Annotated in this window: 14 protein-coding genes; 8 read left to right on the forward strand and 6 right to left on the reverse strand. The window is 70.2% G+C overall.

Features of this window, described 5'->3' with window-relative positions; all coding sequences use genetic code 11:
- Window positions 1-296: 296 nt before the first annotated feature.
- From guaD to JUB11_RS12725, 3 genes are all read right to left on the reverse strand, one after another.
- Window positions 297-1,646 (reverse strand): guanine deaminase, encoded by a 1,350-nt coding sequence (gene guaD / locus JUB11_RS12715; RefSeq protein WP_207458916.1) that lies wholly within the window; start codon window positions 1,644-1,646, stop codon window positions 297-299.
- Between the two features lie 101 nt (window positions 1,647-1,747).
- Window positions 1,748-2,986, reverse strand: coding sequence for a M20/M25/M40 family metallo-hydrolase (locus JUB11_RS12720; protein WP_207458917.1), 1,239 nt, complete (start codon window positions 2,984-2,986; stop codon window positions 1,748-1,750).
- Between the two features lie 42 nt (window positions 2,987-3,028).
- Complete coding sequence (locus JUB11_RS12725; protein ID WP_348771421.1) at window positions 3,029-4,303, reverse strand: allantoate amidohydrolase; 1,275 nt, start codon at window positions 4,301-4,303, stop codon at window positions 3,029-3,031.
- Between the two features lie 199 nt (window positions 4,304-4,502).
- Between JUB11_RS12725 and xdhA the strand changes: the two genes are divergently transcribed.
- From xdhA to JUB11_RS12750, 5 genes are all read left to right on the forward strand, one after another.
- The gene (gene xdhA / locus JUB11_RS12730; protein ID WP_207458918.1) at window positions 4,503-5,978 is read left to right on the forward strand and encodes a xanthine dehydrogenase small subunit; all 1,476 of its coding nucleotides are present in this window, start codon (window positions 4,503-4,505) and stop codon (window positions 5,976-5,978) included.
- Window positions 5,971-8,352, forward strand: a complete 2,382-nt coding sequence (gene xdhB, locus JUB11_RS12735) for a xanthine dehydrogenase molybdopterin binding subunit (RefSeq protein ID WP_207458919.1) — start codon at window positions 5,971-5,973, stop codon at window positions 8,350-8,352. Before xdhA ends, xdhB begins: the two co-directional genes overlap by 8 nt.
- Window positions 8,349-9,200 carry a xanthine dehydrogenase accessory protein XdhC gene (xdhC, locus tag JUB11_RS12740; protein WP_207458920.1) on the forward strand — a complete coding sequence of 284 codons (852 nt, stop codon included), beginning with the start codon at window positions 8,349-8,351 and terminating at the stop codon, window positions 9,198-9,200. Before xdhB ends, xdhC begins: the two co-directional genes overlap by 4 nt.
- A gap of 25 nt (window positions 9,201-9,225) precedes the next feature.
- Entirely contained in the window at window positions 9,226-10,353 is a 1,128-nt protein-coding gene (locus tag JUB11_RS12745; protein ID WP_211112518.1) for a cysteine desulfurase family protein, read from the forward strand.
- Between the two features lie 73 nt (window positions 10,354-10,426).
- Complete coding sequence (locus JUB11_RS12750; protein ID WP_211112519.1) at window positions 10,427-10,822, forward strand: hypothetical protein; 396 nt, start codon at window positions 10,427-10,429, stop codon at window positions 10,820-10,822.
- 48 nt (window positions 10,823-10,870) lie between these two features.
- On the opposite strand, the gene uvrC is transcribed toward JUB11_RS12750, so the two are convergent.
- Window positions 10,871-12,757, reverse strand: a complete 1,887-nt coding sequence (gene uvrC, locus JUB11_RS12755; protein WP_207458921.1) for an excinuclease ABC subunit UvrC — start codon at window positions 12,755-12,757, stop codon at window positions 10,871-10,873.
- 237 nt (window positions 12,758-12,994) lie between these two features.
- Here uvrC and JUB11_RS12760 point away from each other — a divergent pair, with 237 nt between their 5' ends.
- The gene (locus JUB11_RS12760; RefSeq protein WP_207458922.1) at window positions 12,995-14,140 is read left to right on the forward strand and encodes an MFS transporter; all 1,146 of its coding nucleotides are present in this window, start codon (window positions 12,995-12,997) and stop codon (window positions 14,138-14,140) included.
- 307 nt (window positions 14,141-14,447) lie between these two features.
- On the forward strand, window positions 14,448-14,630 hold the full coding sequence (locus JUB11_RS12765) for a hypothetical protein (protein ID WP_207458923.1): 183 nt from the start codon (window positions 14,448-14,450) through the stop codon (window positions 14,628-14,630).
- Window positions 14,631-14,687: 57 nt separating this feature from the next.
- Here JUB11_RS12765 and JUB11_RS12770 read toward each other — a convergent pair whose 3' ends face one another.
- On the reverse strand, window positions 14,688-15,863 hold the full coding sequence (locus JUB11_RS12770; protein WP_207458924.1) for a DNA polymerase IV: 1,176 nt from the start codon (window positions 15,861-15,863) through the stop codon (window positions 14,688-14,690).
- A 40-nt stretch (window positions 15,864-15,903) separates the two neighbouring features.
- A complete protein-coding gene (locus tag JUB11_RS12775) occupies window positions 15,904-16,824 on the reverse strand; it encodes a LysR family transcriptional regulator (protein ID WP_207458925.1) in 921 nt (306 codons plus the stop codon).
- A gap of 180 nt (window positions 16,825-17,004) precedes the next feature.
- On the opposite strand from JUB11_RS12775, the gene JUB11_RS12780 reads away from it, so the two are divergent.
- The gene (locus tag JUB11_RS12780; protein ID WP_207458926.1) at window positions 17,005-18,195 is read left to right on the forward strand and encodes a urate hydroxylase PuuD; all 1,191 of its coding nucleotides are present in this window, start codon (window positions 17,005-17,007) and stop codon (window positions 18,193-18,195) included.
- Window positions 18,196-18,242: the final 47 nt, after the last annotated feature.

Here is an 18,242-nt window from a genome sequence, read left to right on the forward strand (position 1 = left end):
TGCGGACTCCTGGATCCCCGCTTTCGCGGGGATGACGGAAAAGCGATTGTCTTTCAACACGTTACCGCTTAGCGAGATAAGTACACTCCATAGCGCGGACGCGGGGATCCAGAGTTTCCAAAGGGTTCGCTACGGGAAGGACTGGATTCCCGCTTTCGCGGGAATGACGAGGAGGGAGGTTGCAGGCTTCGGCAAAACGGGCCGATGTACAAAAGTTAGCGCCTATGCGCGACAGCGGGGATGACGTTCAAGTGGTGGCCCACGTTAACAGCCGCTGCGACGCTGACTTCTTTCAGTCAGCCCTCGAACTCCACCGGCTCGCCCCGCAGATACGTCTTCGTCACCGACCGGTCGTCACCCAGCGTCAGCAGGATGAACAGCTCCTCCTCCAGGTCGCCGCGCACGGTGTCCATGCGGTGGGCCATGGCGGGGGTGGCGCGGGCGTCGAGCACCACGAGGTCGGCGTAGCAGCCGGGCTCCAGTGTGCCGATCTCCGCGTCCAGCCCGAGGGCTTCGGCGTTGGCGCGGGTCATCTGGTGGAAGGCGGTCAGGGCCGGCAGGTTCTGGCGGCGGAGCTGGAGGACCTTATAGGCCTCGGCCACCGTGCGCAGCATGGAATAGCTGGTGCCGCCGCCGACGTCGGTGGCGAGGCCGACGCGCACCGGGGCTTCGCGGCGGCGCAGCCGGGCGAGGTCGAACAGGCCGGAGCCGATGAAGAGGTTGGAGGTCGGGCAGAAGACCGCGACGGAGCGGCTTTCCGACAGCCGGTCCAGCTCCTCGTCGGACAGGTGGATGCAATGGCCGAACAGGGAGTTCGGGCCGAGCAGGCCGAAGCGGTCGTAGACGTCCGTGTAGTCGCGCGCGTCCGGGAAGAGGGTCCGGACATAGGCGATCTCGTCCAGGTTCTCCGACAGGTGGGTCTGCATGTAGGCGTCGGGATGCTCCCGCATCAGGGCGCCGGCGGCCTCGAGTTGCGCCTCGGTCGAGGTGATGGCAAAGCGCGGCGTGACGGCGTAGCGCAGCCGGTCGCGGCCGTGCCAGCGTTCGATCAGCGCCTTGCTGTCGTCGTATCCCTTCTGCGCCGTGTCGCGCAGCGCGTTGGGCGCGTTGCGGTCCATCATAACCTTGCCCGCGATAATGCAGGCGCCGCGCCGCTCCGACTCCGCGAAAAGCGCGTCGGCCGACTGCGGGTGAACGCTGCCGTAAGCGACGGCGGTCGTCGTCCCGTTGCGCAGAAGCTCGTCCAGGAAGAAGCGGGCGCCGGCCGCGGAATGCTCCGGGTCAGCGTATTTCTGCTCCTCGATGAAGGTGTAGCGTTCCAGCCAGTCGAGGAGCTGCGTGCCGTAGGAGGCGATGACCTGCGTCTGCGGCATGTGGATGTGCAGGTCGATGAAACCCGGCATGACGATGCGGTCCGGGTGATGGTCCACCGTTGTGCCCGGCGGCAGGCCGGGCAGGATCTCTTCGGCGGGGCCGGCCGCCGCGATGCGCCCGTCCGCGACATGCACGACGCCGTCGGCGATGTAGCGGTAGCTGTCCCGGTCGCCGGGTCCGGCGGGCTCCCGCAGGAAGGTCAGGAGGCGGCCGCGGATCGCGCGGCTGCGGGAGGTGGCTTCGGCCGCGGGGCCGCTGTCGCGCTGGGTCATGGTGCTGGGAAATCCTGTCGGAACATCCGGACACGGTAAAGGGGCGGGCGGCGCAAAGCCAGCCCGCGCCCAGTGTCCATAACGCTTTCCGCCTTGCCCGGTCAGGCCGGGGTCAGCAGGTCGAGGAGCGAGAGCGCCACCGTTTCCGTCGCCTTGTGGAGGTCGCTCAGCGGCAGGCGCTCGTCGGCGCGGTGGGCGTTGGCCTCCTCGATGCTGCGCGGGCCGGCGCCGAACAGCACGATGGGCACGCCGGCCTCGGTGTAGTGGCGCGCGTCGGTGTAGAGCGGCACGCCCTTGGTCCCGACCGGCTCGCCCATGCAGGCGGTGGCGTTGCGGCACACCGCCTCGGCCAGACGGTCGGTGCCGGGCAGGGGGGTGAGCGGGCGGGCCAGCAGGATGCGGCGGACATCGACCACGGCGTCCGGGAAGGACCGGGCGGCCTCGGCGATGATCGCGCGCAGTTCCGCCTCGACCGCTTCCGGCTGCTCTTCCGGGATCATGCGGCGGTCGAGCCGCAGGGTGACGCGGTCCGGCACGACGTTGGTGTTGATGCCGCCCTTGATGAGGCCGACGGTGAGCTGGGGCGAGCCGATGCCCGGCACGTCGGACACGCGCTTGGAGAAGCCCTTGCGCAGGGAATAGAGCGCCGACAGGATTCCGTTCGCCGCTTCCAGTGCGTCCACCCCGGTCATCGGCAGGGCGGCGTGGGCCGAGCGGCCCTTCACGTCGATCTCCAGATGCAGGCAGCCGTTGTGGGCGGTGATGACGGCGTAGCTGAAGCCGGCGCCGATGGCGAAGTCGGGGCGGCTGATGCCCTGCTCCAGCAGCCAGCGCGGCCCGATCTCCCCGCCGGCCTCCTCGTCGTAGGTCAGGTGCAGTTCGACCGTGCCGGCCAGCGGGCCGCCGGCGGCTTCCAGCGCGCGCAGCGCGAAGGCGTAGGTGGCGAAGTCCGACTTGGAGACGGCGACGCCGCGCCCGTACATCCAGCCGTCCACGACCTCCGCGCCATAGGGATCGCGGGTCCATCCCTCTCCGGGCGGGACCACGTCGCCATGGGTGTTCAGCGCGATCACCGGCCCGTCGCCGAAGCGGCGGCGCACCACCAGGTTGGTGGCGCTGATCATGCCGTTGGCGCGGACCAGATCGTCGGGGACCTTGTGCCGCTCGACCTCGAAGCCGAGTTCCTCCAGCAGCCCGGCGGCGCGCTCGGCGTGCGGGGTGCAGTCGCCGGCCGGGTTGTCGGACGGGACCTTGACCAGCTCGGCCAGGAAGCGGGTCTGGCGTTCGCGGTCGGCGGCGAGCGCGTTGCGGATGGCGGTTTGATCGGCGGTGTTGGTCATGTCCGTCACGGTGTGAGGCGCCCGGTCGCGGGCGCCGGTGGATCAGGCGGCGAGGTTAGACGGGTCGAAATGCCGAAGGAAGTCCAGAAGCACCGCGACGGCGGTTCCGGCATCCTCCGCCGTGATGGATTCCGCCGGGTGATGGCTGATGCCGCCCCGGCAGCGGACGAACAGCATGCCCACGGGCATCGCCGCGGCCACCGCCATGGCGTCGTGCCCGGCGCCGCTGGCGAGCCGGAGCGGACGGAAGCCGCAGCGCTCCACCGCCGATTCAAGCTGCCGGATCAGGCCGGGGGCGCAGGCGGTCGCCGTCGCCTCGTGCCCCGTCTCCAGCGAGAGGTCCAGGCCCCTGCGGGCGGCGACGGCGCGCAGGCGCCCGGTGATGGCGTCAAGCCCGGCGCGCCGGGTCGCGTCGGAGGAGGAGCGCGCGTCGATGGTGAAGACCGCCCGGCTGGGGATCACGTTCACCGCACCCGGCTCCGCCGCGATGCGGCCGACCGTGGCGACGAGGTCCGGCGTTTCCAATGCCGTCGCTTCCACCGCCAGCACCATCTCCGCCGCCGCGGCCAGCGCGTCGCGGCGCAGGGCCATCGGCACGGTGCCGGCGTGGCCCGCCATGCCGGTCACGGTGGCGGTCAGGCGCGTGGCGCCGTTGATCGCGGTGACGATGCCGACCGGCAGATTCTCCGCCTCCAGCACCGGCCCCTGTTCGATGTGAAGCTCGACATAGCCGAGCGCGTCCCGCCGCGCGGCACCGGCGATACCGCCCGGATCGCCGCCGAAGGCACGCAGCGCGTCGGACAGCGTCACGCCCTCGCGGTCCGCGACCTCCATCATGGCCGGGGTCAGGGTGCCGCCGACGGCACGGCTGCTGGTGAGGGTGACGGGGAAGCGCACGCCCTCCTCGTCGCCGAAGCCCAGCACCTCGACCGCGAAGGGCAGCCGCTCGCCCCGGCGGTTCAGCTCCTGCACGGCGGCGAGGGCCGCCAGCACGCCGAGATTGCCGTCATACTTGCCGGCATTGCGCACCGTGTCGATGTGGGAGCCGAGCAGCAGGGCCGGCATGCCGGGCGCGGTGCCCTCGTACCGGCCGATCACGGTGCCGAGCGCGTCGGTGCGCACCGTCATGCCGGCCTCGGCCATCCAGCCCGACAATTGTTTCGCCGCCGCCGCGTGCTCCGGCGTCAGGAACAGGCGCGTCAGCGCGCCCGGCTCCTCCGAAAAGGCGGCGAACGCGTCGAGGCGCGCCATCAGCGCGGCGCCGATGGACGGATCGGCCGCGCCGCGCCGGACGGTGTCGCTGGTGTTGTCCTGCACGGCTGGCCTTCCTCTGCCGAAATCTCACCGGCGCCACCCTAAACCCTTCGCCGCGCAATGACCTTTCGGATTGCTTTGAAACTCTTTCCGGGAAGGCACAGATTGAGAGGAGCGAAAGGCTGGTGGAACATCCCACAGGCAATGCGCCATAGTCATCGATGTGTCATCGCGATGCAGCATCGCCGCAACGGGGGGACCCATGCGCACCAGTATCCGGTTTCTGTTCGGGGATGAGCTGAGGGAGATCGGCGAGGTCGATCCCACCCTGACCGTCCTCGACTGGCTCCGCCTCCAGGAACGCCGCACCGGGACCAAGGAGGGCTGCGCCGAGGGCGACTGCGGCGCCTGCACGGTGGTGGTCGGCCGGCTGGACGGTGAGCGCGTCCGCTACGAGGCGGTGAACGCCTGCATCCGTTTCCTCCCCACGCTCGACGGCTGCCAGATCCTGACGGTGGAGCATCTGAAGGACGCGGCCGGGCGGCTTCACCCGACCCAGCAGGCGATGGTGGACTGCCACGGCTCGCAATGCGGATTCTGCACGCCGGGCTTCGTGATGTCGCTCTTCGCGCTCTATCACGGCGCGGCCAACCCGGACGGGCAGGCCATCGACGATGCGCTGGCCGGGAATCTCTGCCGCTGCACCGGCTACGCCCCCATCGTCAAGGCGGCGGAGGCCCTGTGCGAGGGTCGCGACGGCGCGCCCGCCGACCGTTTCGCGGCGGAGGAGGCGGCCATCGCGGCGAAGCTCAAGGCCCTACAGGATCAGGAGATGGTCAGCGTCGGCAGCGGCGGGCGGGTCTTCCACGCGCCGGCCACCGCCGCGCAGATGGCGCAGCTTCTGCTGGACAATCCGGACGCCACCATCGTGTCGGGTGCCACCGACGTCGGGCTCTGGGTCACCAAGTTCCAGCGGGTTCTGGGCACCGTGGTCCACACGGGCCGGGTGGCGGAGCTGCGCGGCATCCGGGAGACCGAGGCCGGGCTGGAGATCGGGGCCGCCGTGACCTACACGGAGGCCGCCCCGGCCATCGCGGCGCTCTATCCCGACTTCGGGGAGCTGATCCGGCGCATCGGCGCCACCCAGGTCCGCAACATGGGGACCATCGGCGGCAACGTCGCCAACGGATCCCCCATCGGCGACACGCCGCCGGCCCTGATCGCGGCGGGGGCGACGCTGGTGCTGCGGCGCGGGGACGAGCGCCGCTCCATGCCGGTCGAGGATTTCTACATCGATTACGGCAAGCAGGACCGCCGGCCCGGCGAGTTCGTGGAGAGCATCCTGCTGCCCCGTCCGGCCGCGGGGGCGCGCTTCCGCGCCTACAAGATCTCCAAGCGTTTCGACCAGGACATCTCCGCACTGTGCGGCGCCTTCCTGCTGACGGTGGAGCGGGGCACCGTGACGGCGGTCCGGCTCGCCTACGGCGGCATGGCCGGCATCCCGAAGCGGGCGGCGGCGGCGGAGGCCGCTCTGGCCGGTCAGCCCTGGACCGAGGCGACGGTGCGCCGCGCCATGGCCGCCCTGTCGCAGGACTTCACGCCGCTCTCCGACATGCGCGCGAGTGCGGAGTACCGCGCGCGGGTCGCGGCGAACCTGCTGATGAAGCTCTACGTGGAAACCACGGACCCGGCGGCGGAAACCCGCCTGGTCGGCGACCGGAGCCTTGCCCATGCCTGACACGCTGAACACGCCCCACGCACCGGCAAAGGACACGGCCACCGGCGTTTCCGGCGCCGTCCACCAGGACCGCCGGCACGACAGCGCCCACAAGCATGTCTCGGGCGAGGCCGTATACGTGGACGATCTGCGGGAGCCGGCCGGGCTGCTGCACGCCTATCTCGGCCTGTCGGAACGGGCGCACGCGCGGGTCCGCTCGCTGGACCTGTCGGCGGTGCGTGCCGCACCCGGCGTGGCGGCGGTGCTGACCGCCGACGACGTGCCCGGCGCCAACGACATCGGCTCGATGAGCCTGGGAGACGAGCCGCTCTTCGCCCGTGATCTGGTCCAGCATGTCGGCCAGCCGATGTTCCTGGTGGTGGCCGCGACGCGCGACCAGGCCCGGCGCGCCTGCAAACTCGCCAGGGCCGATTACGAGGAGTTGGAGCCCGTGTTGGACATCACGGCGGCCCGCAAGGCCGGCGAGTTGGTGTTCAAGGGCATGACGCTGAAGCGCGGGGAATCCTCGGCGGCCATCGCCTCGGCCCCGCGCCGGCTGAAGGGCCGGGTCGCCATGGGCGGGCAGGACCATTTCTACCTGGAGGGCCAGATCGCCATGGCCATTCCGGGCGAGGACGAGGAGGTCACCGTCCACAGCTCCACCCAGCACCCGAGCGAGGTGCAGCACGTCGTCTCCCACGTCCTGCACGTGCCGTCGAACGCGGTTACGGTGGAGGTGCGGCGCATGGGCGGCGCCTTTGGCGGCAAGGAGACGCAGTCGAACCTGTTCGCCGCCGCCGCCGCCCTGGCCGCGCGGATCACCGGACGGCCCGTGAAGCTCCGCCCCGACCGGGACGACGACATGTGCATCACCGGCAAGCGCCACGACTTCGAGGTCGATTACGAGGTCGGCTTCGACGAGACCGGCCGCATCCTGGGGATCGAGGGCGAGTTCCTGGCGCGCTGCGGCTTTTCGGCCGACGTGTCCGGGCCGATCACCGACCGGGCGCTGTTCCACGCCGACAACAGCTACTACTACCCGGACGTGACGCTGACGTCCCGGCCGCTGAAGACCAACACGGTCTCCAACACCGCCTTCCGCGGCTTCGGCGGCCCGCAGGGCATGGTCGCGGCCGAGCGCGTCATCGAGGAGATCGCCTACGCCCTGGGCATGGACCCGCTGGACGTGCGCAAGCGGAACTTCTACGGGCACGGGGAGCGCGACGTCACCCCCTACCACCAGACCGTCGAGGACAACATCATCGACCGGCTCGTGGAGGAGCTGGAAGCGTCCAGCGGCTACCGCGAGCGCCGAGCCGCCATCCGCGCCCACAACGCGGGCAACCCGCTGCTGCGCAAGGGCATCGCGCTGACGCCGGTGAAGTTCGGCATTTCCTTCACGGCGACCCAGTACAACCAGGCCGGCGCGCTGGTCCATGTCTACAACGACGGCAGCATCCACCTGAACCACGGCGGGACGGAGATGGGGCAGGGCCTCTTCACCAAGGTGGCCCAGGTCGTCGCGGAGGAGTTCCAGGTCGATATCGAGACGGTGCGCATCACCGCCACCACGACGGGCAAGGTCCCGAACAGCTCGGCCACGGCGGCGTCCTCGGGCAGCGACCTGAACGGCAAGGCCGCCCAGGCCGCCTGCCGCACCATCAAGGAGCGGCTGGTCGCCTTCGCGGCGGAGAACTGGAAGGTGGCGCCCGACGAGGTGGAGTTCCTGCCCGGCCGCGTCCGCATCGGCACGGAGGAGATCACATTCGCGGCGATGGCCCACCTCGCCTACATGGCGCGCGTGCCGCTGTCGGCCACCGGATTCTATAAGACGCCGAAGATCCACTGGGACCGCGCCAAGGGGCAGGGCCGCCCCTTCTACTATTTCGCCTATGGCGCCGCCGTCAGCGAGGTGACGGTGGACACGCTGACCGGCGAATATGTCGTGGACCGGGTGGACATCCTGCACGACGTCGGCAAGTCGCTGAACCCGATCCTGGACAAGGGGCAGATCGAGGGCGGCTTCGTCCAGGGCATGGGCTGGCTGACCATGGAGGAGCTGTGGTGGGACGGCCAGGGGCGCCTGCGCACCCACGCCCCCAGCACCTACAAGATCCCGGCCTGCGGCGACCGCCCGCGGATCTTCAACGTCAACCTTCTGGAGAACGCCCGGAACGCGGAGGACACGATCTTCCGCTCCAAAGCGGTGGGCGAGCCGCCGCTGATGCTCGGCATCTCGGTGCTCTACGCGCTGAGCGACGCTGTGGCAAGCGTCGCCGGCCACAGCCTGCCGCCGCGCCTGGATGCGCCCGCCACGCCGGAACGGGTGCTGGCCGCCATCGAGCGGCTGCGGGCGGAGGCCGGCACGGCGCAACCCGCCCTGGCGCCGGCATGATCGGCCTTGCCGACGCGTTGAGGGAATGGATGGCCGCCGGGCGCCCGGCGGTGCTGGTGGAGGTCGCCGAGGCGCGGGGCTCCACCCCCCGCGAGGCCGGTGCCCGCATGCTGGTCGGACCGGCGGCGGCGCTCGGCACCATCGGCGGCGGGCGGCTGGAGTGGGAAGCCATCGAGGCCGCGCGCGGGCTGATCGTGCGGGGCGAGGCCGGCACGAGCCTGGACCTGCCGCTCGGCCCCGCCCTGGGGCAATGCTGCGGCGGCCACATCCGGCTGCGGCTGGAGCGCGCCGATGCCGCGACGCTCCGCCGCCTGGAGGAGGAGGAACGGGCGGAGGCCGCGCGCAACCCCACGGTTCTGATCTTCGGGGCCGGCCATGTCGGCAAGGCGCTCGCCAGCGCGTTGGCGCCACTGCCCCTCTCGGTCCGGTGGATCGACGAGCGCGCCGAGGAGTTTCCGGACCTCCTGCCGCCCGGAGTCACCCGCATCGTCGCCGCCCGGCCCGTCGATCTCGTCGCCGAGGCGCCGGCCGGGGCCGGCTATCTCGTGCTGACCCACGACCACCAGCGGGACTTCGAAATCGCCGGGGCGGTGCTGGACCGGGGCGACTTCGCCTACGCCGGGCTGATCGGCTCCGCCACCAAGCGGCGGCGCTTCGAGCGGCAGTATGCGGCGCGCGGCGGCGACCCGCGCCGGCTGGCGCGCCTGACCTGTCCGATCGGCGGCGACCGGGTGAGCGACAAGCGTCCGGCGGTGATCGCCGCGCTGGCGGCGGCGGAGATCCTGACCGTCTTCGCGCAAGCCCGGGCCGCGGCGACGGACCGGGCGGCGCGCCGCTTCGGCTCCTAGCCGTCCGCGAGGCGACCGGACCGCCATGCCGCCCGCCGACGATATCGTCTACCTCGACCATCTCGCCTCGACGCCCCTCGACCGGGCGGTGCTGGAAGCGATGCTGCCCTGGCTGTCCGCCACGGGCGCCGGGAACCCGCACTCCGGGCACCGGGCGGGCTGGCGCGCGGCGGACGCGGTGGAGGCGGCGCGGGCGGAGGTGGCGGCACTGGTCGGCGCGCGGCCAGGGGAGGTGGTCTTCACCTCCGGCGCCACGGAAGCGAACAACCTCGCCCTGCTCGGCGCCGTACCGGAGGGCTGGCCGGTCGTCGTCTCTGCGGTCGAGCACCCGAGCGTGCTGGAAATGCTGCCGGAACTCGCCCGGCGCGGCCACCGGACGGCGGTGCTTCCGGTGGACAGGGACGGGCGCGTGGACTCCGCCGATCTGGCGGCGCGGCTGGAGGCTGGGCCGGCCTTCGTCTCGGTCATGGCCGCGAACAACGAGGTCGGGACGATCCAGCCGCTGGACGAACTGGCGGCGCTCTGCCGGGCGTGCGGCGCCCTGTTCCACACCGACGCCGTGCAGGCGCTCTCCACCTTGAAACTGGACATGCGCGGGCAGGGCATCGACCTGCTGAGCCTTTCCGGCCACAAGCTTTATGGTCCGCAGGGCATCGGCGCCCTGGTGCTGCGCGACGGCTTGGCCCTGCGCCCGGCGATCCTCGGTGGCGGCCAGCAGGAGGGGCGCCGGGCAGGCACGCTGCCGGTGGCGCTCTGCGTCGGGCTGGGTGCCGCCTGCCGGCTTGCAAGGCAGCGGCGGGACGGCGACGCGGCGCGGTTGCGCCTGTTGCGGGAACGGCTGTTCGGCGCGCTGTCCGCCCGCCTGCCGGGCCTGCGGCGCAACAGCCCGGCGGACGGGTTGCCCGGCTGCCTGAACGTGACGCTGCCCGGCCTGGACGCCGCCGACCTGCTGCTCGACCTGCCGGACTTGGCGCTCTCCACCGGCTCGGCCTGCGCCGGCGGGCGGGGCGGGCCTTCGCATGTGCTGCTCGCCATGGGGCGCACGGCGGAGGAGGCGCATGGCAGTCTGCGCTTCGGCCTGGGCCGGGGCACGACGGAGGCGGAGATCGACCGCGCCGCCGAACGGGTTGCCGCCGCCGCGACCTCGTCCTGACCGCAAGCGGGACGGCACATTTCCGCTCGTTGCATGTTCACACAGGGAGATTCACAAGGGCGCGAGCAAGGTCATGGCGGACAGATTCTACGACGAAGGCACCCACCGGCGCGCGAAGCCCGTGGAGGGCGTGGAGTCGACCGTGCGGGCGGCTGTCCGCATGGTGGCGGTGGCCGAGGGCTTCACCCCCATCGACACGGGCGACGGCTATCTCGCCTGGTCGAAGGACATTGGCCAGCGCACCCACGTCATGTTCACCTGCAACGGCAAGCTGGACGGCGATCCCGAGGCGGCGGAATGGGTCGCCGGCCGCTATGGCGAAAAGGGCGGCTTCGTCGAGGTCAACGGCCTGACCCTCGACAAGGCCATCGAGGCGGTCAAGATCCTGCCCATCCCCATGCGCAACGACGGCTCCGTCGCGGAGTCGATCTACCCGTCGTTGGAACAGGCGATGAGCGACCTGTCTTAAAGGAATGCAGTGGGCACGCATTGGCTTGCCCGCTGCGATCTGTTCTCCTCAAACCGACCCGTGGAAATGCTCGTACACCCGCCGGGCGACGGTGGCGCTGATGCCCGGAGCGTTTTCCAGGTCGCGCAGGCCGGCGGCGGCGACGGCGGTGGAGCTGCCGAAATGGTGCAGCAGGGCCTTCTTGCGGATCGGGCCGACGCCGGGGATTTCATCAATGCGTGAGTGGCGGATGGCCTTCACCCGGCGGGCGCGGTGGCTCTCCACGGCGGTGTTGTGCGCTTCGTCACGCAGCCGTTGCAGGAAATAGAGCACCGGGTCGTTCGGCTTGAACTGGATGGGCTCCCGGCCTGGCATGAAGAAGCGCTCCCGGCCGGCGTCCCGGTCCGGTCCCTTGGCGATGGCGACGAGCGGCACGTCGGTGATCCTCAGCTCCGTCATCACATCCCGCGCCACATTGAGCTGGCCGAGGCCGCCGTCGATCAGCACGAGGTCGGGCCAGCTGCCGCTGGTCCGCTGCGGGTCCTCCTTCAAGGCGCGGGCGAAGCGGCGCATCAGCATCTCCCGAAGCATGTCGTAGTCGCTGCCGGCGGTGGTTCCATCGACGCTGCCCGCGGCGAGGTGGAAGCGGCGGTAAGCGTTGCGCTGGAAGCCCTCCGGCCCGGCGACGACCATTGCCCCGACCGGGAAGGCGCCCTGGATGTGGGAGTTGTCGTAGACCTCCACGCGGTTCGGCGCGGCGGGCAGGCCGAAGGCCTCGGCCACCCCGGCCAGCAGGCGGGCCTGGGTCGAACGCTCGGCCATGCGGCGGCCGTGCGCCTCGCGCGCGTTGGTCAGGGCGTGGCCGACGACGCGGTGCTTGTCGCCGCGCCTGGGGCATTCGACCTCGACCCTATGCCCGGCGCGCAGGGTCAGCGCGTCCGCCAGCAGTTCGCGTTCCGGCAGATCGTGGCTCAGCAGGACCAGGCGCGGCGGCGGCGCCTCGTCGTAGAGCTGGCCCGCGAAGGCGGCGAGGACGGAGGCCGCGTCCTCCTCCGCGTCGTGGGAGGGGAAGAAGGCGCGGGTGCCCTGGTTGCGCCCGCCCCGGAAGAAGAAGACCTGGACGCAGATCGTGCCGCCCTCGGCGTGGACGGCGATCACGTCCGCGTCGTCGAGCACGCCTTCCATGTTGATATCCTGGCGGGACTGGAGGCTGGTCAGGGCGCGGATGCGGTCGCGCCATTGCGCGGCCGCCTCATACTCCAGACGTTCGGAATGCTCGTGCATGCGCCGGGCGAAGGCCGCCTGGACCTCGCTGCTGCGGCCCTTCAGGAAGGCGCGCACCTCGTCCGTCTGCTCCCGGTATTCCTCCGGCGTCACCCGCCCCACGCAAGGCGCCGAGCAGCGCTTGATCTGGTGCTGAAGGCAGGGGCGGGTGCGGGAATCGAAGATCTGGTCGGTGCAGGTCCGCAGCTGGAAGGCGCGCTGGAGCACCGACACCGTCATGCCGACCAAGCCCGGCGAGCCGTAGGGGCCGAACAGTTCCCCCTCGCCGCGGCGGGAGCCGCGATGGTGCAGCAGCCGGGGATAGTCGTGCCCCTTGCCCAGCATGATGTAGGAAAAGGCGCGGTCGTCCTTCACCAGCACATTGTAGGGCGGCAGCAGCGTGCGGATGAGGTTGGCTTCCAGCAGAAGCGCCTCGGCCTCCGTGTGGGTGGTGACGAACTCCATGGAGCGGGTCAGCGACACCATGCGCCGGATGCGGTTCACCAGCCCGTCCGTGCGGGTGTAGCTGGCGACGCGGCGGCGCAGGTTCTTCGCCTTGCCGACATAGAGGATCGCGCCGTCATGGGCGATCATGCGGTAGACGCCGGGCGTCTCCGGCAGGGTGGGCAGGTAGGAGCGGATGACCTCCGCCCCTTGCAGGCTGTGGCTTTCCGGACCGGCCTTCTTCGCCATGTTCGTTCTTCGGGATCTGAGGTGCTGGGCGGTGCTGAGCGACTCGGAGTGCATGGGCCGGAGATAAGCAAGAACGAAACGTGATCGGCAATGACAAACTGGTGACCTGTCCTGTCGGTATAAGGGCGAGGCCTGCCGCATGGCTGCCATGGTCATGCTTCGAGGCTTTCCGCGCGGGCGTTGGGGTAACGTGGCTGCCCCAACCTTCGCCGGTTTCCACCGCACCGAACGGCCCGCATGCCCTTCCTTTTCGTCCTGGCGCTCGGCGGCTTCGCGAGCGCTTTCTCCCTGCGCACCACCGACCCGATGCTTCCGATCCTGGCGCAGGACCTCGGCGTGAGCCTGTCGGAGGCGGCGCTGCTGTCCTCGGCCTACACGCTGCCCTACGCGGTCATGCAGCTCGTGCTGGGGCCGGTCGGCGACGCCATCGGGAAGAGCCGGCTGATCCGGCTGTCGCTGATCGTCCTCACGGTCGGAATCGCGCTGTCGGCGGTCGCGCCGAACTACTGGACGGTGCTGGCGGCGCGCGTGCTGGCGGGGTCCTTCGCGGGCGGCGTCATCCCGGCCGCCCTGGCGCTCGTCGGGGACCGGGTGCCCTACGCCGAGCGGCAGTTCGCCATCAGCCGCTTCCTGGTGGCGGTGATCCTGGGCCAGATGTCTGGGTCGGCCGTGGCGGGCGCCATGGTCGAGCTGACCGGCTGGCGGCCCGTCTTCGCCCTCGCGGCGGCGATCGTCGGGGTGATCGCGGTCGTCTCGGTGCTGTTCCTGAAGGCGAGCGACGAGACGCGCACGGCCCTGTCCTTCGCCGACGCGCGGGACCGGTACCGTCTCGTGCTGTCCAATCCGGCCTCTGTCTTCGTCTTCGCGACGGTGCTGGGGGAGGGGATCCTGATGTTCGGCGCCTTCCCCTTCGTGGCGCCGATGCTCGCCGGCCATGGCGCCACCGGCTCCTTTGAGGCGGGTATCACCATCGCCGCCTACGCGGTCGGCGGCGTCTTCTACAGCTTCGTCGTGCGGCGGCTGCTGGGGACCTTGGGGCAGTGGGGCATGATGCGGGTCGGCGGTCTGCTCTGCGGCCTCGCCTATGTCGCGGCGGCCGCACCGGTGCCCTGGCCGGTCGTGTCCCTGTTCTTCCTGGTCGCCGGCTTCAGCTTCTACATGCTGCACAACACGATGCAGACCCAGGCGACGGAGCTTGCCCCCACGGCGCGCGGATCGGCGCTGGCCCTCTTCGCGTCGGCCTTCTTCCTGGGGCAGGGGCTGGGGCCGATGATCTATGGCGTGGGCGCCGACGCCATCGGGCTGACGGCGACCTTCGTCGCCGCCGGCCTCCTCATCATGACGCTCGGCTTCGCGGCCGTGCGGCTGATCCGCAGGATCTAAGCGCCGTCCTCAGCCAGCGCTGCCGGCCCGGTTGCGCTGGCGGCGGCGCTTGGCCTTCAGCTTCGCCTTGTGGCGGTTCGAACGTTCCCGTTTTCTCACCTGTGCCATCCGGTCGTCTCCTCGGCCATCGCTGTTGAAGGGGCCAGGACAACAGGGGCTGGGCGGAGTCGTTCCGGGAGGGCAATGAACGCTGCTTCGGCATCTTGGTTGCTGCAATGGAAATTGGTGGGTCCTGTCTTGTTTCGTTGGAACGTTTCCTCTGTCGGGCGCTCGGGAGTATAGTTTTCGCACAGAATGGAGGTCCGGGATGGCAGCGCAGGATGAGCCCCAGCCGGCGGAGAACCCCAATCACGATAAACATCCGCGGGTGTTTGGAGGCGACCTAGGTCAGGTTGCGGAGAACCAAATGGCAGAAAATCCAGTCGGTTATGGATCGTGGCTTTTGTTGCAAAAAGGAAAGCTCGACGAAGACTTCGAGCTGGCCGTTTGAGTTAGCAGCCACGTTTGGCGGGAAGGGCTTGTCTCGGCGGTAACCTCAGAGTCTGCATCAAGCCGACCCGAACAGCTCTGGCTCGGCGTCCTCCGCCGGATCGATCAGGTCGGTGCAGCCAACCCCGATCAGGCGGAAGGCGCGGCCGTCGGCTTCGGATTCCAGGAGCTGGCAGGCGGTCGCCCAGATCGTGTCGGCGGACGCCGTCGGCGGATCGACGCGGCGGGAGCGGGTGAGCTGCTGGAAGTCGGCGGATTTCAGCTTCAGCACGACGCTGCGCCCGAGCAGCCCGGAACTCGCCATGCGGCGGGCGACCCGCTCGCTCAAGGGGCGGAGTTCCTGCTTCAGCAGTTCGGGCTCGCTGGTGTCCCAGTCGAAGGTCGTCTCCGACGAAATGCTCTTCGACGGTCCCTCCGGCTCCACCTGGCGGTCGTCGCGCCCGTGGGCGAAGCGGAACAGGGTGCGGCCCATGGCGCCGTAGCGGCGGACCAGCCAGATCTCCTCCTTGTCCATCAGGTCGCCGACGGTGAGGATCCCGTCGCCGGCCAGCTTCTTTTCCAGCGCCGGGCCGACGCCCCAGAGGATGGAGACCTTCTTCGGTGCGAGGAAGGGCACGGCCTGCGCCCGGCCGATGGCGCTGAAGCCGCGGGGCTTGTCGAGGTCGGACGCGATCTTGGCGAAGAGCTTGTTGTAGCTGAGCCCGATCGAGGCGGTGATGCCCAGCTCCGTCTCGAAGCGGCGGACCAGCTCCACCAGCGCCTGGGCCGGGCTGATGCTGAGCCGGTCGCCGACGTCCCGCAGGTCGAGGAAGGCTTCGTCGATGGAGATCGGCTCCACCAGCGGCGTGAAGGTTTCCATGATCGCGCGGGCGCGGTGGCCGACCGCCTTGTATTTCGCCATGTCCGGCGGCAGCACGACCGCGTCCGGGCAGCGTTCCAGCGCCCGCCAGATCGGCATGGCGGAGCGGACGCCGGCCATGCGCGCGACGTAGCAGCAGGCGGCCACCACGCCCCGGTGGTCGCCGCCGACGATCAGCGGGCGGCTCGCCAGCTCCGGCCGGTCGCGCTTCTCCACCGTCGCGTAGAAGGCGTCGCAGTCGATGTGGCCGATGTGCAGAGAGTGCAGCTCATCATGGCGGAACAGCCGGCGGCTGCCGCATTTCGGGCAGCGCGCCTCCGTGCCCTTCAGGGCGGCGGCGCAGTCCCGGCAGACGCCTTTGGAATCCGCGTGCATGGGTCCGAGAAACCAGACTTAGGGAAAGAAGGTTATCAGGTCAGAACAGGGCGTCGGGATGGCGGCGGGTCAGGTCGGCCCGCAGATGGTCCACGAGGAAGTCCGTGAAGGCCCGCACCTTCGCCGGCAACAGATTGCGATGCGGGTAGAGAACCGCAAGGCTCACCGGTTCCGGCGGGTTGTCCGGCAGGATGGTGCGCAACGCCCCGCTCTCCAGATGGCCGGCCACCTCCCACAGAGGCTTCAGGACGATGCCCTGGCCCTCGACCGCCCATTGCGTCAGCACGTCGCCGTCGTCCGCGTCGAAGCGGCCGGACACCGGCAGGGTCATCGGCCCGCCCTCGCCCTGCAGCGTCCAGTGGTACTGCTGGGATCCGGGGAAGCGCAGCAGCAGGCAGTGGTGGTCCAGCAGATCCTCCGGCCGGGCCGGGGTGCCCTTCTCCTCCAGATAGGAGGGGGCGGCGCAGAGGACCCGGCGCAGCTCGCCGACGCGGCGGACGACGAGGCTCGAATCGCGCAGGACCGCCATGCGGATCGCCACGTCCACCGCCTCCCGCAGGAGGTCGAGCATGTGGTCGGACAGGCGCAGCCGCACATCGACCAGCGGGTGGGCCTCGCGGAACTTCGGCACTAGAGGCGCCAGGACCTGCCGCCCGAAGCCGAGCGGGGCGGTCACGCGCAGGCTGCCCGCCGGGGCGCCGCCGATGGCCGCGACGCTGCTTTCCGCCCGCTCCGCCGCGTCCAGCACCTCCTGGCAATGCTCGTAGAAGACCTGGCCGGCCTCGGTGAGCTGCACCTGGCGGGTCGTGCGGTTGAGCAGCCGGGCGTTCAGATGCTCCTCCAGGCTTTGCAGCCTGTGGCTGACCACCGCCGGCGACAGCCGCAGGCTTCGCCCCGCCGCCGACAGGCTGCCCAGGTCGACGACCCGGACGAAGACACGCATGTTCTCAAGCAACGCCATCACTGCCCTCCGGCGGGCAGACTGCCATTTCCGGCCATCTTTGCGGAATTTTTTAAAGTGCTGAAAAATCGCGCGCCTTCCGGCGCGGGCCGGCGCAGGCTACGAAGAAGGGTCAGGAGCGTTGCCGCAGCCCGGCCCCGCATCCCGCCTTGCCGCAGCGACTAGGAAGGTTTTTCGCCGATGGACCTGATTCTCTGGGAATGGATCAACTTCGCCGTGCGGTGGCTGCACGTCATCACCGCCATCGCCTGGATCGGGTCCTCCTTCTATTTCGTGCATCTGGACCTCAGCCTCCGGCGGCGCGAGGGGCTGCCCGACAAGGCGGCGGGCGAGGCCTGGCAGATCCATGGCGGCGGCTTCTACAACATGGTCAAGTATCTGGTCGCACCCGACCGGCTGCCCAAGGAGCTGACCTGGTTCAAGTGGGAGGCCTACACCACCTGGATCAGCGGCTTCTTCCTGCTTTGCGTTCTCTATTACGCGGGCGCCGACCTGTTCCTGATCGACCCGACGGTGATGGAGCTGACGCCCTGGCAAGGGATCGCGGTCAGTGTCGGCACGCTGGTCCTGGGCTGGGTCGTCTATGACCGGCTCTGCAAGTCGCCGCTCGGCCGCAACGACACGGCGCTGGCGCTCGTCGGCTTCGCCTTCCTGGTCGCGGCGGCCTGGGGCTTCACGGAGCTGTTCAGCGGGCGGGCGGCACTGCTGCATGTGGGTGCCCTGATCGGCACCATGATGTCGGCCAACGTCGCGATGCTCATCATCCCGAACCAGCGCAAGGTGGTGAACGCCCTGTTGAAGGGGGAAAGCCCCGATCCGGCGCTCGGCAAGCAGGCCAAGCAGCGGTCGCTGCACAACAATTACCTGACGCTGCCGGTCATCTTCCTGATGATCAGCAACCATTACCCGCTGGCCTTCGCCACCCGCTTCAACTGGGTGATCGTCGCCGTGGTGCTGGTGATGGGTGCGGCCATCCGGCACTTCTTCAATTCCCGCCACGCCGGGAGGCCCACCCCCTGGTGGACCTGGGGAGTCGCGGCGGCCGGCTTCGCCGTCATGGTCTGGCTGAGCAGCTTCGGCCCCGCCGGCCGGGCGGAGGCCGCCGCAGTCCCGGCCCCTGTGCCGGTCGAGTTCGCGCAGGTGGAGGAGGTCGTGATGACCCGCTGCGGCATGTGCCACGCGGCCGAGCCGGTGTGGGACGGCATCGCCCACCCGCCGCGCGGCGTCCGCCTCGACAATGCCGGGGATATCCGGCGCCACGCCCGGCAGATCCGCGAGCAGGCCGGGCTGTCCTCGGCCATGCCGCCGGGCAACGTCAGCGGCATGACCGCCGAGGAACGCCAGCTGCTCGCCAACTGGGACGCCCGCTGAGACGCCTTTTCCGGGGATGATTCGCGCGTCCGGGATGCGTATGCTCC

This window comes from Azospirillum sp. SYSU D00513 (assembly GCF_017356015.1).
Lineage (GTDB): Bacteria > Pseudomonadota > Alphaproteobacteria > Azospirillales > Azospirillaceae > Azospirillum.

Excerpts from the sequence above, each read along its gene's own strand:
- guaD (WP_207458916.1), bottom strand. The coding sequence starts at position 1,646 with ATGACCCAGCGCGACAGCGGCCCCGCGGCCGAAGCCACCTCCCGCAGC.
- JUB11_RS12720 (WP_207458917.1), bottom strand. The coding sequence starts at position 2,986 with ATGACCAACACCGCCGATCAAACCGCCATCCGCAACGCGCTCGCCGCC.
- xdhA (WP_207458918.1), top strand. The coding sequence starts at position 4,503 with ATGCGCACCAGTATCCGGTTTCTGTTCGGGGATGAGCTGAGGGAGATC.
- xdhB (WP_207458919.1), top strand. The coding sequence starts at position 5,971 with ATGCCTGACACGCTGAACACGCCCCACGCACCGGCAAAGGACACGGCC.
- xdhC (WP_207458920.1), top strand. The coding sequence starts at position 8,349 with ATGATCGGCCTTGCCGACGCGTTGAGGGAATGGATGGCCGCCGGGCGC.
- JUB11_RS12745 (WP_211112518.1), top strand. The coding sequence starts at position 9,226 with ATGCCGCCCGCCGACGATATCGTCTACCTCGACCATCTCGCCTCGACG.
- JUB11_RS12750 (WP_211112519.1), top strand. The coding sequence starts at position 10,427 with ATGGCGGACAGATTCTACGACGAAGGCACCCACCGGCGCGCGAAGCCC.
- uvrC (WP_207458921.1), bottom strand. The coding sequence starts at position 12,757 with ATGGCGAAGAAGGCCGGTCCGGAAAGCCACAGCCTGCAAGGGGCGGAG.
- JUB11_RS12760 (WP_207458922.1), top strand. The coding sequence starts at position 12,995 with ATGCCCTTCCTTTTCGTCCTGGCGCTCGGCGGCTTCGCGAGCGCTTTC.
- JUB11_RS12765 (WP_207458923.1), top strand. The coding sequence starts at position 14,448 with ATGGCAGCGCAGGATGAGCCCCAGCCGGCGGAGAACCCCAATCACGAT.
- JUB11_RS12770 (WP_207458924.1), bottom strand. The coding sequence starts at position 15,863 with ATGCACGCGGATTCCAAAGGCGTCTGCCGGGACTGCGCCGCCGCCCTG.
- JUB11_RS12775 (WP_207458925.1), bottom strand. The coding sequence starts at position 16,824 with ATGGCGTTGCTTGAGAACATGCGTGTCTTCGTCCGGGTCGTCGACCTG.
- JUB11_RS12780 (WP_207458926.1), top strand. The coding sequence starts at position 17,005 with ATGGACCTGATTCTCTGGGAATGGATCAACTTCGCCGTGCGGTGGCTG.